Below are 14,275 nucleotides of genomic sequence, written 5' to 3'. Positions count from 1 at the left end.
TCGCACCTGTTCCGGGTGTATGGAACGGTAGAAACCGAATGAAAAGCCACCATGTGGCGACCTGGCGAACCGGCAAACCCTGCGAGAGGGGAAGCGCATGTCATCGAAGCGACGCCGCAAGAAGAAGGCACGCCGCAAGCACGCGGCCAATCACGGCAGCCGGCCCCAGTCCTGACCGCCGACGCCTGACTGCGTACTCCTGACCGCTGCCCGGCACCCGTTTCCTGTGTGATCTCGTCGACGGCCTTGCCACCTGCTCCAACGGGTGAACAATGGTGCAATGTTGGAGTTGTTGCGAGAAGTCGGCGTGGAACTGCCGGGCGGCGCCGGGCTGTTGAAGTTCGGGATGGCGCCCGGCGAGATCCTGGAAAAACTCCCGCCCGACAAGGTCACGCGCCACCGGCAGTGCCTCGGGCTGACGCTGAGCCAGTACGCGGAGCTTCGGCACGCGCACGATGCCTGGCTCGGCGGCCTCCTCTTCGAGCCGGAGTGGAACTTCGACGCCGAGTTCGACGGCGTCGTCCTGGGCTTCGGCGGTGGCGGCCCCGGGGCCACGGACCGGCTGTCCCGCGTGGAGATCCGGACGCGGACCCGGCAGGGTGGCGCGGAGGTGACTCCCGTCGCCTGGGAGGACATCGACCTGTTCGGCTATCCCGCCACGGAGATCGTGGCCGTGCTGCCGGGCGCCGCCGCGGCCGATGGCACGCCACCGGCCGAGGTGACGGTCGCCGAGCTGGGCCTCCGGCTCTCACGGACCGACCCTACGGCGGACCGCTGGGAGCGGGTGACCCTCCTCGGCCCGGAGTCCGGCGGCTGGGGCGCCTGCTGCGCGGGCGGCCTCGTCTGCGCCGAGGAGGGGGACGGCTTGGTGGGGATCATGTACTGATCGGCGGCCGACAGGGCGATCAGTGGGCCCTCTCCGGGACGGGCCCACCCTCACCAACCCCCTCCAACGCCGCCAGAATCCAGCCCCTCGACCCCGCCGGGTCGATCACCGCGTCGATCTCCAGCGCAGCCGCCGCGTTCACCGCCTTGCCATGCTCGTACAGCTCCGCGACCCGGGCCTCGAACACCCGCTGCCTCTCCTCGGGATCGGTGATCGCCGCCAGTTCCTTGCGGTAGCCCAGGCGGACCGCGCCCTCAAGCCCCATCCCCCCGAACTCGCCGCTCGGCCAGGCTGCCGTCGCCACCGGAGCCCGGGTGGAGCCGCCCATCATGGCCATCGCGCCGAGCCCGTACGCCTTGCGCAGGACCAGACTCACCAGCGGCACCCGCAGCTGCGCGCCGGTCACGAAGAGCTGGGCGAAGTGCCGTACGGTCGCGGTGCGTTCGGCGTCCGGGCCGACCATGAAACCCGGGGTGTCGCAGAGGGAGACCACCGGGAGGCCGAACGCGTCGCACAGCCGCAGGAAGCGCTCCGCCTTGTCCGCGGCGTCGCGGTCGATCGCCCCGCCCAGATGCCCGGGGTTGTTGGCGAGCAGCCCCATCGGGCGGCCCTCGACGCGTACGAGAGCCGTGATGATGCCGACGCCGAAACCACGCCGCAGTTCCAGGACCGAGTCCAGGTCGGCGATTCCTTCGATCGCGGCCCGTACGTCATAGGCGCGGCGCCGGTTCTCCGGAACCGCGTGCCGCAGCAGCCGCGGGTCCGGTGCGTCCCAACTGCCGTGAGCACCGTCCTCGTACGAGAAGTACGCGAGGTACTTCCGCGCCACCCGCACCGCCTCCGCCTCGTCGGCGACCGCGATGTCCACGACGCCGTTGGGCACCTGGACGGAGAGCGGGCCGACTTCCTCGGGGCGGTACACGCCGAGGCCGCCGCCCTCGATCATCGCGGGGCCGCCCATCCCGATGCTCGCCTCCGGCGTCGCGATCACCACGTCGCAGCAGCCGAGCAGTGCGGCGTTGCCCGCGAAGCACCGCCCCGACGCGACGCCCACCAGAGGGACTTGACCGCTCAGCCTGCCCATCCGGTGGAACGTCGGCACGTCAAGACCGGCCACGGACGTCGTGTCCGTGTCCCCCGGCCGCCCACCGCCACCCTCCGCGAACAGCACTACAGGCAACCGCCGTTCCTCGGCGAGCTGGAGCATCCGGTCCGTCTTGCGGTGGTTCTGCAGGCCCTGGGTGCCGGCGAGCACGGTGTAGTCGTACGACATCGCCACGCACCGCACGCCGTCGATCCGCCCCGTCCCGGTGACCATGCCGTCCGCGGGCGTCGACGCGATCAGGTCCTCCAGCGAACGGCGGCGGCGCTGGGCGGCGATCGCGAGTGCCCCGTACTCCGTGAACGTGCCCTCGTCGCACAGGTCCTGGATGTTCTCGCGCGCCGTGCGGCGGCCGATGCGGTGGCGTCTGGCGACGGCGTCGGGGCGGTGCGCGTCGAGGCCGGTGGCGTGCCGGGCCAGGGCCTCGGCCAGGTCGGGGCGGACGGCGTCCGGGTCCAACGCTTCCTCGGCGGACGCCGTGCTCGCCTCGGCGCCCGCCGACGCGTCCACCGTCACCAAGGGGTGGCCCTCCGCCGTCGTGTCGCCCACGCGCGCGTGCAGGGCGGTCACGGTTCCGGAGGATTCCGCGCGCAGCACGTGTTCCATCTTCATCGCTTCGAGGACCAGCAACTGCTGCCCCGCTACGACCTGTTCGCCCACCGACACGTCCACGGCGACGACCGTCCCCGTCATGGGGGCGGCCACCACCGCGTCACCGGAGAACACCCGCGGCGTCCCCGGCAGCAGCTCCGCCATGTGCTCCGCCACGAAGCCCGTGTGCGCGCCGCCCGCCGTGAACCCCGGATGGGCGAGCAGCGCACGGAGCAGCGGAATCCCCGTGCGTACGCCCTCGACGGCGAAGTCCGCCAAGGCGCGCGAGGCGCGTTCGCAGGCCGCCGTGAAGTCCCCGTGCGGCACATGGGTGATGACCTTGGCGAGCAGCGAGTCGTAGCGTGACCCGATCTCCGAGCCGCTCCGCGCCGCGGTGTCCACCCGCACGCCGGGCCCGGTCGGTACGTCGAAGCGGGTGAGCGTGCCCGTGGAGGGCAGCGCGGCGCCGTCGGCCGCCGGGGACTCGGCGTTGACGCGGGCCTGGATCGCGTAGCCACGCGGCTCCGGCACCGGGCCCGAGAGGCCGAGCGCGGCGAGGGACTCTCCTGCGGCCAGGCGGAGTTGAGCGGCCACCAGGTCCACGCCCGTCACCTCCTCGGTGACCGTGTGCTCGACCTGGAGACGCGGGTTGGCCTCGATGAAGTGGAACTCCTCGCCCCGGACAAGGAATTCGAAGGTGCCGAGGCCCGTATAGCCGCACTCACCTGCCATACGCAGGGCGGCGGACAGGAGCTTGGCGCGGACGGCCGTGGAGAGGCCGGGTGCCGGGGCGATCTCGATGAGCTTCTGGTGGCGCCGCTGCGCGCTGCAGTCCCGCTCCCACAGGTGCGTGACCTCGCCGGTGGCGTCGCCGAGTATCTGTACCTCGATGTGGCGGGCCCCGGTCAGCAGCTCCTCCACGTACAACTCCGCGCGCCCGAAGCCCTGCAAGGCCTCCGAGCGGCAGCGCTCCCAGGCGTCCGCGAGCTCGTCCGCGTGGTGCACGGCCCGCATGCCGCGCCCGCCTCCGCCGCCGATGGCCTTCACCATCACCGCACCCGAAGGGCCGAGCCCGGCGAGGAACTCGGCGGCCTCCACCAGGCTCGTCGCCCCGCGCGTACCCGCGAGGACGGGCACCTGGAGACGCTCGGCGAGCGCACGCGCGCGTGCCTTGTCGCCGAACAGACCGAGCACCTCGGGGGATGGCCCCACGAACCGCAGCCCCGCCTGTGCGCACCGCGCCGCGAAGTGAGCGTCCTCGCTGAGGAAGCCGTAACCGGGATGCACCAGTTCGCACGAGGAGCGCCGCGCCACGGCGAGCACCGCGTCAGCGTCCAGATAGGCGGCCGGACCGACGCCGCCCAACGGGTGCGCCTCATCGGCCAGTTGGACGTGCCGCGCGGCGGCGTCGTCCTGCGCGTACACGGCGACGGTACGCAGACCGTCCTCCGCGGCGGCCTGGAGGACGCGGACGGCGATCTCCCCGCGATTGGCGACGAGCACGGCGGCAGAACCCATGAAGCCCTCCTGAAGTGTCGTGCGCCGCCATGCTCATTGACATTGGCGTCAACGTCAATATGCTCGCCGCGTGGCACGTAAGCAGCAGCCCTGGGCGACCCGCACCGCCCGCGACCGCAGCGACGCCCCCGCCCGCGGGCGGCTCCTTGACGCGGCCGAGGCCGTGTTCGCGCGGCGCGGTTACGGCGCGACGACCATCGCCGACATCACGGCCGACGCGGAGGTCTCGCGGGCGGCTTTCTATGTGTACTTCGCGTCCAAGGAGGAGATCTTCCGCGTCCTCGCGGTGCGCGTACGGGACGCGTTCCTCGCCGCGCAGGACGTGCCGGGCGTCGACCTGGACGACGCCCGCGAGGTCGCGGGGGCGTCCACCGCCGCCTTCATCGCCGCCTACGCCCACCATCTGCCGCTGCTGCGACTCCTTGAGCAGCAGGCGCAGACCGACGACGACGTGCGCGCCCTGTGGGAGGAGACCCAGGAGCGGCCCATCCACCGCTCGGCCCGCTACATCCGGCGCCTGGCGGCCGAGGGCAAGGCGTCCCCGGTCGCCGACCCCCTCGCCGTCGCCCGCGCGGTCGGCGGCATGAGCACCCAGTTCGCCCGGCTCACCGCGGCCGACCCGGCAGCGTACGACGCGGCCGTACGCGATGTGACCGCCATGTTCCTGCACCTGCTCGGAGTCGAACCCGCACGCTGAGGAGCCGCCCCATCGGCAGGATCAAGAAGCCAGAGCTCACAGAGCGGGCCGCGCCGCAGGCTGCGTCAGCTCCACGAGGTGGTCCCAGGCGCCCCGCGCCGTGAACTCGGCCTGACCGCCCCGCAGCAGCAGCCCCGCCGCGGTGAACGCCGGTGCGTCCGCGTGGGCGGTGACGTAGGGGATCGCGATGCAGTGCATGCCCGCCGCGTGCGCAGCCGTCGCGCCCGGAGCGGCGTCCTCCAGGACCACGCAGTCGGCCGGGTCCGCGCCCAGGAGAGCCGCCGCGGCCAGGAAGACGTCCGGCGCGGGCTTGCCGTGCGCGACCTCGTCGGCCGAGACGACCGTGGTCAACAGGGCATCGAGGCCCGTGCCCGCGAGGATCGCCTCGATCGCGGCGCGCGAGGACCCGGAGGCCACGGCCATCGGCACGCCCGCCTCGTACAGCCGCCCCACGAGCCCCCGCATCTCGGGGAAGACGTGCGTGTCGGCGCGGGCCAGCGCGAGATAGCGGCGGTCGAGTTCGGTGAGCAGCCCGGCCACCGGTACGTCGATGCCGTATCGGTCCTTCCAGGCGGCGAGGGTCTCCTGGGTGCCGATGCCCACGTACTGCTCGTTGTCGGCCCAGGTGTAGTCGACGCCGTGCTCGGCGAGCAGCTCGCGCGATGCCGCGTAGTAGTTCGGCTCGCTGTCCACGAGGGTGCCGTCGAGATCGAAGATGACCGAGATCCTGCCCAAGGTGCTCATGCCGTCCAGCATGCCAAAGCCGCAGTTCACGGCGGCGAGGGGCGGGGGCGAACCGCTCATTTCCGAGCGGTGGACGCGGCGGACGCGGCGGACGCCCGGCCGATCGACTCCACGAGCGGAAGCAGCCGGTGCGGGACGCGCTCGCGCAGGGCCATCTCCGTACGGGTGCGGACGACGCCCGGCAGCTGGATCAGCTGCTGGATCACGTCCTCCAGGTGGCCGTTGTCCCGTGCGGCGACACGGGTCAGCAGGTCGCCGCCGCCGGTGATCGAGAAGGCCTCGATGATCTCCGGTACGGCGGCGAGCGCGTCGCCCACCTCGTCCAGATGCCCCTGTGTGACCTCGATGTGCACGAAGGCGAGCACCGGGTGCCCGAGCGCGGCGGGGGAGAGGGAGGGCCCCGTCCCGGTGATCACCCCGTCCCGCTCCAGGCGGTCGAGCCTGGCCTGCAAGGTGCCGCGGGCGACGCCGAGCACGCGCGCGTACTCGCGGACGCTGGTGCGGGGCTGCTCCAGGAGGAGACGCAGGATGCGGGTGTCGAGTTCGTCGACGGCCATGGCGCGAGGCTCCCGGGGAGGCGGAGGTGAACCTGGTGACTGTACCAATGGCCCAGCGGTACGGCATGTGTGCTGGGCCAGTGGACGTCTCCGGGGGCGCCCCGCGCTCCGTGCCCCGGCTTTACGCGTCCCGCGCCCGCAGCACCCAGCCGCCCGCGACGAGCGCCGCCCCCGCGTACCCGCCGAGCACCCCGATCCCCGCCCAGGGCCCGATCGGCAACTGGTCCAGGTCGATGGTCGCCTGGATCGCGAGGCCCGCCGTCGCGGGGGCCGCCCGCAGCGCCCTCTCCTGCCAGTCGGGGTCGGCGAGCAGCCCCGCGAGGAGCGGGAAGGCGTAGAAGAGGGCGAGGACCGCGGTGACGGCCGTGGCCGTGTCCCGCAGCGCCGTGGCCGCGCCCAGGCCGATCAGCGCCGCGAGCGTCAGGTAGAGGACCGTGCCGACGGCCGCGCGCAGGGTCGGGCCGTCCGTGAGGCCGGGCGTCGTGAAGCCGTCGGCCGAAAGCAGCAGCCGGCCCACGACCAGCGAGCCGAGCACACCGACGGCGCTGGCCGCCGCGGTCAGGGCGCAGAGTACGAGGGCTTTCGCAGCCAGCAGTCGTACGCGGCCGGGTTCCGTCGTCAGCGTCGTACGGATCGTGCCCGTGCCGTACTCGCCGCTCATCGTGAGCACCGCGAGGACGACGACCGCGCCCTGGCCGAGCCAGACCCCCGTGAGGCTGAGCTTGACGGTGTCCTCGTGACAGTCGGCCGGGACGGGGCAGTCCCCGGCGGTCATCGACCCGGTGGTGGCCGCGCCCGCGAGGACGGTCAGGGCCACCAGGGCGAGCAGCAGCCACCAAGTGCTGTGCAGCGTACGGAGTTTGGTCCACTCGGCATGGACCGTGCCGAGCGCGCGGCCCGGCGCCCGGGCGTTCACGCGTCCCGCTTCCGGATGCGCCACACCGCGATGCCGAGCACCACGACGGCGTACGCGGCCAGGGTGGCGAAGCCGGCCAAGGCGCCCTGCGGGTAGCAGCCGTCCTCAGGGAGGCACAGGCTCGACACCTGGTCGTAGCGCGGCGTCGTCTCCTGGATCGCGAAACCCGCTACGGGCGTGAGGCGTTGCAGCCACTGCGACAGGCCGAGCGGCAGCACGCTGACCAGGATCAGCGGCAGGACGATCACCACGATGACGGTGGTGATCGCGGCGGCGGTGCTGCGAAGGAGGGCGCCGAGTCCCAGGGCGAGTACGGCGATCAGCGCGAGCAGGGCGGCGGTGCCGAGCACGGCGCGCAGGACGAGCCCGTCGGTCAGTGCGAACTCGGGGAAGAGCGGCGGCTTGTGCCCGTTGTCCCGCAGTACCGGCATGCTGAGCAGGTAGGAGGCGAGGGACGCGACGAGCCCGGCGGCGAAGGCGACGGCTCCGACCACCACGGCCTTGGCGACCAGGACCCGGCCGCGCCGTGGACTTGCCACGAACGTGGTGCGGATCATGCCGCGCCGGTACTCGGCGGTGATGAACAGGACGCCGAGCGCCGCGATGAGGACCAGGCCGAGCTGGCTGCCGTTCAGGGAGGTCGCCACGAGGTCGGGCTGCATGGGGGTGCCGGGGGCGATGTCGCCGGAACCGCTGACCGTGAACGTGCCGCCGGAGCGGACCAGTTCGCCCTGCTGCCCGCTGTTCTGCTGCCCGCTGCCCTGCCCTCCGTCGCCCTGCCTTCCTCCGTCCTGGCCGACGTCGGTCCGCTGCCAGTCCGTGCCGCTCACCGCGCCCTTGACGGTCACCTCGTCGAAGCGGGCGGAGGAGCGCGACGGGTTGTCGCTGATCGAGACGTTGCCGAAGGCGCGCTTCATCGACTGCGCGTTGGGCGACGCCACGAAGAGGCCGACCGTCACCGCGCCCGTCGACCTGTCGATGCGACTGGTGCCGATCTCGTGCCAGCCGCGGCCGTCGGCCGACGCGTACGCCGTCACGGTGGCGCCCGCTCGGGTCAGCCGCAGCCAGTGCGGCTTGCCCGCGGACGCGGCGCCCCCCGCGACATCACGGGTGAAGTCACTCTGGAAGCGCACCCCGTGCCCCGGAGTGATCATCAGCGCCGCGTAGTCGGAGCCGCTCTCGGTGTTCTCCTTGACGAGTACTCCGGCCTTGGCCCACTCGGGCGCACGGTCGGGGCGCACGCCGGTGGGCCCGGTCACCCGCGCCGTGATGCTGCCGTCGGCGGGCAGCGTGCGATGCACGAAGGTGAAGTCGTCCCGGATGGGCTGCCCGCCGGGCCCGGTGGGCGCGGTCGAGCCGCCGCCCGCGAGATCGAGGCGTGAACTGGACGCGGAGAAAAGGGAGATGAGTACGGTCACCAGGACCGCCCCCAGCAGCGTCAGACCCCACCGGCGGACGGTTCGCAGTTTCGTCCACTCGGCGCGAAGGAGCTGCGGAAAGCCGTCGCGGCCGACGATGACCGTGCTGGGGCGACGCGGCGGAGTCACGGTGGTCATCGCGAGCCCCCCTCGGCTGTCTGCTCGGCATGCCCGGCGGTCTCGGTGGCGAACTCCACGTCGTCCCTGGTGAGTTCCATGTACGCCTCTTCGAGCGTGGCCCGGTGCGCGGCGACGCCCGAGAAGGCGACGCCCGCGCCGCCGAGCAGTTCCACCACGCGCCCCGCTTCGAGATGGGAGACGGTGAGTGTGTCGCGTCCGGTGGCGGCGACACTCGCTCCGGCGCCCGCCAGGACGGTCATCGCCGTCGTCCGCTCGGTCGTCCGCACCTCCACGCGGTCGTCCGACGCGGCGGCAAGCAGCTCCCGTACGCTCGTGTCCGCGATGACGCGACCGCGTCCCACCACCACCAAGTGGTCGGCGGTGTCCTCCAGTTCACTCATCAGATGGCTGGAGACCAGCACGGCACGGCCCTCGGCCGCCAGGGACTTCAGGAAGCCGCGGATCCACCGGATGCCCTCCGGATCGAGCCCGTTGACCGGCTCGTCGAAGAGGAGAACGGGCGGGTCCCCGAGCAGCGCCGCCGCGATGCCCAGACGCTGCCGCATGCCGAGCGAGTATCCGCCTGCCCGGCGCCGCGCCGCTTGCCCGAGGCCGACGAGCTCAAGGACCTCGTCGACGCGGCGCACCGGCAGCCGGTGCGAGTGCGCCATCCACAGGAGGTGATCGCGTCCCCGGCGGCTGGGGTGCACGGCCGCCGCGTCGAGCAGGGACCCCACTTCGAGGAGGGGTGTACGCAGGTCCTGGTAGGGGCGCCCGCCGATGAGGGCGGTGCCCTCGTCCGCGGAGTCGAGACCGAGGACGATGCGCATGGTGGTCGACTTGCCCGCCCCGTTGGGGCCGACGAACCCCGTCACCTGCCCCGGCGGCACCGTGAAGGAGAGCCCGTCCACCGCGGTGACGGACCCGAACCGCTTGCGCAGACCGCGCACTTCGATGGTTGCTTCGCCGCCATCGGCCGTTGCTGTGATGCCATCCATGAGAAGCGAGGTTAGGGACGGCCGTGCCCGCGGGTCGTCACGCCGTGGAGCCGTCTTCGTATCCCTCACGTGAGGGACTCCGCCGGGGGCCGTGCCGGTGACAATGACACGTGTGAGGGCGAAATCATCCAGAGCGGTCTTCGGGCGCGGGGCCGCGCGGTCCCTGGTCCACGGGCGCGGCGCGGTGCGTGGCCGTCTCGCGCGAGGGCCGAAGACCCCGGCCGTGGCGGCGGCACTCCTGGCCCTGGCCGCCGCGAGCGAGGTGCTGCTGCGGGCCGCCGGTGAGGTTCCGCTGCCGCTCGCGCTGTCACTCGCGCTGGGGACGACGGCGCCGGTCGCGGCCCTGGTGGGCGCAGGGGTGGCTTCCGCCACCTTCACCGCGGCGGCCGTCCTGGCCGCCGTGGCCGCCGCGCTCTCCCTCGCGCCGTTCCACGTGCTGACCGGCGCCGGGGTGTGCGCGCTGCTCGTCGCGCTCCACCAGGCGGGGCTGCGCGGGCCGAAGCCGCTGGCGGGTCTTCTGCCGCTGCCCTTCATCGCGTACGCCGTCACCGCCCCGGCGGGATCCGGCGCGGGGGAGCGGTTCCTCACCGTGCTGGTCGCGGTGTGCGCGGGAGTCGCCGCCGGTACGGGGCTCGCGCGGCGGGCGCGGGACACCGCCCTCGTGAACAGCGCGGCCGAGCAGGCCATCGCGGACACCCTCCTGGAGCATGCCGCGCGGGGCGAACGGGCAAGGATCGCCCGGGAGTTGCACGATGTCGTCGCGCATCACATCTCGATGATCGCGGTCCAGGCCGAGACCGCCCGGCTGACCACCCCCGGGCTCCCGGCCGTCGGCGCCGAGCGGTTCCTCGCCATCGGTGACACGGCCCGTACGGCCCTCACCGAGATGCGCAGACTGCTCGGCGTGCTGCGCGAGGACGCGGGCACCACCACCCCTGACCGGCGCCCCCAGCCGGGCCTCGAACAACTGGGGGAGCTCGTCGACGAGGCACGTGACGCCTCCGCCGCGGCCGTGCGCCTCATCGTCGAGGGACCTGTCCGCCCCCTGGGCCCCGGCCTCGAACTCACCGCCTACCGCATCGTGCAGGAGGCCCTCACCAACACCCGGCGGCACGCGCCTGGCGCCGCGGTGGACATCGAACTCCACTACACCCAGGACGCGTTGCGCCTGCGGGTGCGTGACAACGGGCCAAGTCCACATAGGGCCAAGGGCTTCGACGACGGACACGGACTGCTCGGCATGCGTGAGCGCGCCGCGATGGTGGGAGGCGAACTGCGCGCGGGCCCCGCGCGGCGCGGCGGCTTCCTCATCGAGGCGAGGTTCCCGGCGCCGGTGAGGGAGCATGCCGCATGAGCACCCCGAGCGCCCTCCCGAGCACCGCCCCGAGCCCCACCCCGCTGCGCCTCGTCATCGCCGACGATCACGAAGTCGTACGCGCCGGATACGCCGGACTCCTCGCCACCCAGCCGGACTTCACCGTCGTCGGCACCGCCGCCGACGGAGCCCGGGCGGTCGAGCTCTGCCGGGAGCTGCTGCCCGACCTGGTCCTGATGGACGTACGCATGCCGGTGATGGACGGCATCGAGGCGACCGGGCGGCTCGCCGGGACCGGTACCCGCGTGCTGATCCTCACCACCTTCGACCTGGACGAGCACGTGTACGACGCGCTGAGCGCGGGCGCCGCCGGGTTCCTGCTCAAGGACGTCACGGCGGAGCGCCTCTTCGACGCCGTGCGGGTGGTGGCCGCGGGCCAGGGGCTGCTCGCCCCCACCGTGACCCGGCGCCTCATCGCGGAGTTCGCACGGCTCAGGCCAGGGCCGCCCGCCGGCCCCGCTGCCCGCATCGACGCGCTCACGCCGCGCGAGACCGAGGTGCTCCGGCTGATGGCGGAAGGCCTTTCCAACCCGGAGATCGCCGGGCGGCTGCACGTCAGCGAGGAGACCGTGAAGACCCATGTGAGCCGGGTGCTCGGCAAGCTCGGCCTTCGGGACCGCACCCAGGCGGTGGTCGCGGCGTACGAATCGGGGCTCGTGGTGCCCGGGGCGGGGGCCTGAACCGGCCCCGGAAGTGCCCGTCAGGCCAGGCCGGACGCCCCTGTCCGCCGTACAATAGAAGGGCGGCAAAGTGCACACGGCGTGGTCCGGTTCGATCATGAATACACGCATCGAGGACTACGCCCTCATCAGCGACCTGGAAACGGCTGCCATGCTCGGCAGGGACGGGTCGATCGACTGGCTGTGCCTGCCGCGCTTCGACTCACCGGCCTGTTTCGCCGCTCTGCTCGGCACGGAGGACCACGGATTCTGGCGCGTCTCCCCCGTCGACGGCGGCCCGTGTACCCGCCGCGCCTACCGCCAGGACACCCTGATCATGGACTCCTTCTGGGAGTGCCCGTCCGGCGCCGTCCGCGTCACGGACTTCATGCCGCCCCGCTCCGAACTGCCCTGCGTCGTACGCATCGTCGAGGGCCTGTCCGGAGCCGTGGCCATGAGCAGCGAACTGCGCCCGCGTTTCAATCAGGGCCGCGTCGTGCCCTGGGTGCATGCCGAAGGCCACTGCACGGTCGCCGTCGCCGGTCCTGACTCCCTGTGGGTGAGCGCGGACGGACCGATGGAGATCCGCGGCGGCGCGTACAGCACGGCTCACGACGTGGGCCTGCGCGACTCCACCGTCATCGACTTCACCGTCTCGGCAGGTCAGCGCCTCACGCTGCAGCTCGCCTGGGCGCCCTCGCATCTGCCGGGGCTGCCCGCACCCCTGAGCGTCCCCGCCGAGACGGCGCTGAAGGCGACCGGTGACTTCTGGCGCCGCTGGACCGCCCGGTGCCGCTACCAGGGCCCCTGGCGCGAGGCCGTCACGCGCTCGCTGATCACGCTCAAAGCCCTCACCTACGCGCCCACCGGCGGCATCGTCGCGGCGCCGACCACCTCGCTCCCCGAGTGCGCAGGCGGCGAACGCAACTGGGACTACCGCTTCTGCTGGCTGCGGGACTCCACGCTGACCCTCTCCGCCCTGCTGCGCAGCGGGTACCGGGAGGAGGCGACCGCCTGGCTCGACTGGCTGGTGCGCGCCGTGGCGGGCGACCCCGCCGACCTCCAGGCGGTGTACGGGCTCGGAGGACAGCGGCGGCTGCCGGAGAGCGAGGCGCCGTGGCTGCCCGGCTACGAGGGCTCGCGGCCCGTCCGCTTCGGGAACGCCGCGGTGAACCAGCCCCAGCTCGACGTCTACGGCGAAGTCCTCGACACGCTCTATCTGTCGATGCGGGCGGGGATACCGATGAGGCCCCACCTGTGGAGCCTGGTGAAATCCCTGATGAGCCACCTGCGGGACCACTGGCGTGAGCCCGACCAGGGACTGTGGGAAGTACGGGGCGACAGACGGCAGTTCGTCCACTCCAAGGTCATGGTGTGGGTCGCCGCGGACCGTGCCCTGCGGATGGGCGAGATGCTCGGCAGGAACGAATGCGCGGAGGAGTGGCGCGCCATACGGGACGCGGTGCGCCGGGAGGTGTGCCACGAGGGGTGGGACGCGGAACAGGGATCGTTCGTGCAGTCCTACGGATCGGCCGCGCTCGACGCCTCGGCGCTGCTGATACCGAAGGTCGGCTTCCTTGCCGCCGACGACGCGCGCGTACGTGACACCGTCCGGGCGATGCGCGCCTTGGACCACCACGGATTCGTACGAAGGTACGCGCACGACGGAGTCGACGGCATGCGGGGATCCGAGGGCACGTTCGTGGCCTGTTCCCTCTGGTACGCCGACGCGCTGGCGGCGACCGGTCACCTCCGCGAGGCACGTGAGACCTTCGAGCGCGTCCTGGACGTACGCAACGACGTGGGCCTGCTCGCCGAACAGTGGGACCCTGAAAACCACCGCCAACTGGGCAACGCACCCCAGGCGTTCAGCCACATCGCACTGGTGGAGACGGCGTTCACGCTCCAGGAGGCGGAGGCGGAGGCGGCGGCGGAGTCCGCGCACGCGACAGCCGGTCAGACCCCGCGCCGGACCGCCGTCATGAGCACCATGCCCGAGTCGCCGTAGTCCGGCAGTGCCGGATCGGCGTCGATGCGGGTGACCGCGAGCCGCTCCGTGAGCGGGGCGAACACCTCGGTGACGACGGCCGGGTCCACGGGGCAGCCGGGCCACCGGGAGGCGGGTCCGATGCGGTAGGTGGGCATGTTCTCCATGAACGCCGCGACGAGCTGCCCGCCCGGGACGACGGAGCGTACGAAGAGGTGGCAGAAGTCGGTGAACTCCGCGAAGTCCTCGGTGACGCCCTCGGCGACGAAGTTCATCGACGCGATGTCGTACATGCCGGGCTCCAGCGCCCGCAGGTCGCCGTGGACCACACGGACCGCTTCGAGCGCCTCCGGCAGCGTCGGCGGCAGCCCGGGGTTGAGGCGGCGGCACAGCGCGTAGAACGGCGACCAGCTCTCGTCCGGGGCCTGTTCGAGCTGCCGGGTCAGATAGGTGACACCCGCGGCGCTCGCCTCGACGGCGTCGACACGGCGGCTCGCGGCGGCGGCGAGCATCAGCGGGTAGAGATTGGGCCCGGCCCCGAACTCCAGGGACCGGGCGGCGCTGCCGGGCGCGAACCGCCGGTAGAAGGCGGAGTGGTGGGCGATGACCGCGGCGTCGGACGGATGCAGCTCACGGTAGTTCTCACCGAGGTAGTCCTGGACGGGCCAGCTGTCCCAGTCCACGTCGTCGTTGCGGGTCGGGGCCAT

Annotated in this window: 12 protein-coding genes; 5 read left to right on the top strand and 7 right to left on the bottom strand. The window is 72.6% G+C overall.

Features of this window, described 5'->3' with window-relative positions:
* The first annotated feature begins 280 nt into the window (after positions 1 to 280).
* Positions 281 to 886 (top strand): hypothetical protein, encoded by a 606-nt coding sequence (locus ACGFX9_RS29685; RefSeq protein ID WP_393479085.1) that lies wholly within the window; start codon positions 281 to 283, stop codon positions 884 to 886.
* A gap of 19 nt (positions 887 to 905) precedes the next feature.
* On the opposite strand, the gene ACGFX9_RS29680 is transcribed toward ACGFX9_RS29685, so the two are convergent.
* Entirely contained in the window at positions 906 to 4,097 is a 3,192-nt protein-coding gene (locus tag ACGFX9_RS29680) for a carboxyl transferase domain-containing protein (RefSeq protein ID WP_393479082.1), read from the bottom strand.
* A gap of 70 nt (positions 4,098 to 4,167) precedes the next feature.
* Here ACGFX9_RS29680 and ACGFX9_RS29675 point away from each other — a divergent pair, with 70 nt between their 5' ends.
* Positions 4,168 to 4,794, top strand: coding sequence for a TetR/AcrR family transcriptional regulator (locus ACGFX9_RS29675; protein ID WP_393479079.1), 627 nt, complete (start codon positions 4,168 to 4,170; stop codon positions 4,792 to 4,794).
* Between the two features lie 36 nt (positions 4,795 to 4,830).
* Here the strand turns inward: ACGFX9_RS29675 and ACGFX9_RS29670 are convergent, their stop codons facing one another.
* The 5 genes from ACGFX9_RS29670 to ACGFX9_RS29650 all read right to left on the bottom strand — a co-directional run bounded on the left by ACGFX9_RS29670 (position 4,831) and on the right by ACGFX9_RS29650 (position 9,547).
* Positions 4,831 to 5,538: an HAD family hydrolase gene (locus tag ACGFX9_RS29670; protein WP_393479076.1), complete on the bottom strand. Its 708-nt coding sequence runs from the start codon at positions 5,536 to 5,538 to the stop codon at positions 4,831 to 4,833.
* A gap of 56 nt (positions 5,539 to 5,594) precedes the next feature.
* Entirely contained in the window at positions 5,595 to 6,095 is a 501-nt protein-coding gene (locus ACGFX9_RS29665; protein ID WP_393479073.1) for an Lrp/AsnC family transcriptional regulator, read from the bottom strand.
* A gap of 121 nt (positions 6,096 to 6,216) precedes the next feature.
* Positions 6,217 to 7,011, bottom strand: a complete 795-nt coding sequence (locus ACGFX9_RS29660; RefSeq protein WP_393479070.1) for an ABC transporter permease — start codon at positions 7,009 to 7,011, stop codon at positions 6,217 to 6,219.
* Positions 7,008 to 8,567, bottom strand: a complete 1,560-nt coding sequence (locus ACGFX9_RS29655; RefSeq protein WP_393479067.1) for an ABC transporter permease subunit — start codon at positions 8,565 to 8,567, stop codon at positions 7,008 to 7,010. Before ACGFX9_RS29655 ends, ACGFX9_RS29660 begins: the two co-directional genes overlap by 4 nt.
* Positions 8,564 to 9,547 (bottom strand): ABC transporter ATP-binding protein, encoded by a 984-nt coding sequence (locus tag ACGFX9_RS29650; protein WP_393479064.1) that lies wholly within the window; start codon positions 9,545 to 9,547, stop codon positions 8,564 to 8,566. The genes ACGFX9_RS29655 and ACGFX9_RS29650 overlap by 4 nt, the downstream gene beginning before the upstream one ends.
* A 184-nt stretch (positions 9,548 to 9,731) precedes the next feature.
* Between ACGFX9_RS29650 and ACGFX9_RS29645 the strand changes: the two genes are divergently transcribed.
* The 3 genes from ACGFX9_RS29645 (at position 9,732) to ACGFX9_RS29635 (ending at position 13,589) form a co-directional block, all read left to right on the top strand.
* Entirely contained in the window at positions 9,732 to 10,901 is a 1,170-nt protein-coding gene (locus tag ACGFX9_RS29645) for a sensor histidine kinase (protein WP_393479611.1), read from the top strand.
* The gene (locus tag ACGFX9_RS29640) at positions 10,898 to 11,602 is read left to right on the top strand and encodes a response regulator (RefSeq protein WP_393479061.1); all 705 of its coding nucleotides are present in this window, start codon (positions 10,898 to 10,900) and stop codon (positions 11,600 to 11,602) included. Before ACGFX9_RS29645 ends, ACGFX9_RS29640 begins: the two co-directional genes overlap by 4 nt.
* Before the next feature lie 97 nt (positions 11,603 to 11,699).
* Positions 11,700 to 13,589: a glycoside hydrolase family 15 protein gene (locus ACGFX9_RS29635; protein ID WP_393479057.1), complete on the top strand. Its 1,890-nt coding sequence runs from the start codon at positions 11,700 to 11,702 to the stop codon at positions 13,587 to 13,589.
* On the opposite strand, the gene ACGFX9_RS29630 is transcribed toward ACGFX9_RS29635, so the two are convergent.
* Positions 13,538 to 14,275 carry a class I SAM-dependent methyltransferase gene (locus ACGFX9_RS29630; protein ID WP_393479053.1) on the bottom strand — a complete coding sequence of 246 codons (738 nt, stop codon included), beginning with the start codon at positions 14,273 to 14,275 and terminating at the stop codon, positions 13,538 to 13,540. The two genes, ACGFX9_RS29635 and ACGFX9_RS29630, sit on opposite strands and share 52 nt — an antisense overlap.

The sequence above is a fragment of the Streptomyces sp. NPDC048436 genome (genome assembly GCF_043200355.1).
Lineage (GTDB): Bacteria > Actinomycetota > Actinomycetes > Streptomycetales > Streptomycetaceae > Streptomyces.
Note: the sequence above shows the minus strand (reverse complement) of the source record. Positions and strands in the feature narration are given on the sequence as shown.

Coding starts and splice junctions, on each gene's coding strand:
- ACGFX9_RS29685 (WP_393479085.1), top strand. CDS start 281: ATGTTGGAGTTGTTGCGAGAAGTCGGCGTGGAACTGCCGGGCGGCGCC.
- ACGFX9_RS29680 (WP_393479082.1), bottom strand. CDS start 4,097: ATGGGTTCTGCCGCCGTGCTCGTCGCCAATCGCGGGGAGATCGCCGTC.
- ACGFX9_RS29670 (WP_393479076.1), bottom strand. CDS start 5,538: ATGAGCACCTTGGGCAGGATCTCGGTCATCTTCGATCTCGACGGCACC.
- ACGFX9_RS29665 (WP_393479073.1), bottom strand. CDS start 6,095: ATGGCCGTCGACGAACTCGACACCCGCATCCTGCGTCTCCTCCTGGAG.
- ACGFX9_RS29655 (WP_393479067.1), bottom strand. CDS start 8,567: ATGACCACCGTGACTCCGCCGCGTCGCCCCAGCACGGTCATCGTCGGC.
- ACGFX9_RS29650 (WP_393479064.1), bottom strand. CDS start 9,547: ATGGATGGCATCACAGCAACGGCCGATGGCGGCGAAGCAACCATCGAA.
- ACGFX9_RS29640 (WP_393479061.1), top strand. CDS start 10,898: ATGAGCACCCCGAGCGCCCTCCCGAGCACCGCCCCGAGCCCCACCCCG.
- ACGFX9_RS29635 (WP_393479057.1), top strand. CDS start 11,700: ATGAATACACGCATCGAGGACTACGCCCTCATCAGCGACCTGGAAACG.
- ACGFX9_RS29630 (WP_393479053.1), bottom strand. CDS start 14,275: ATGGCCCCGACCCGCAACGACGACGTGGACTGGGACAGCTGGCCCGTC.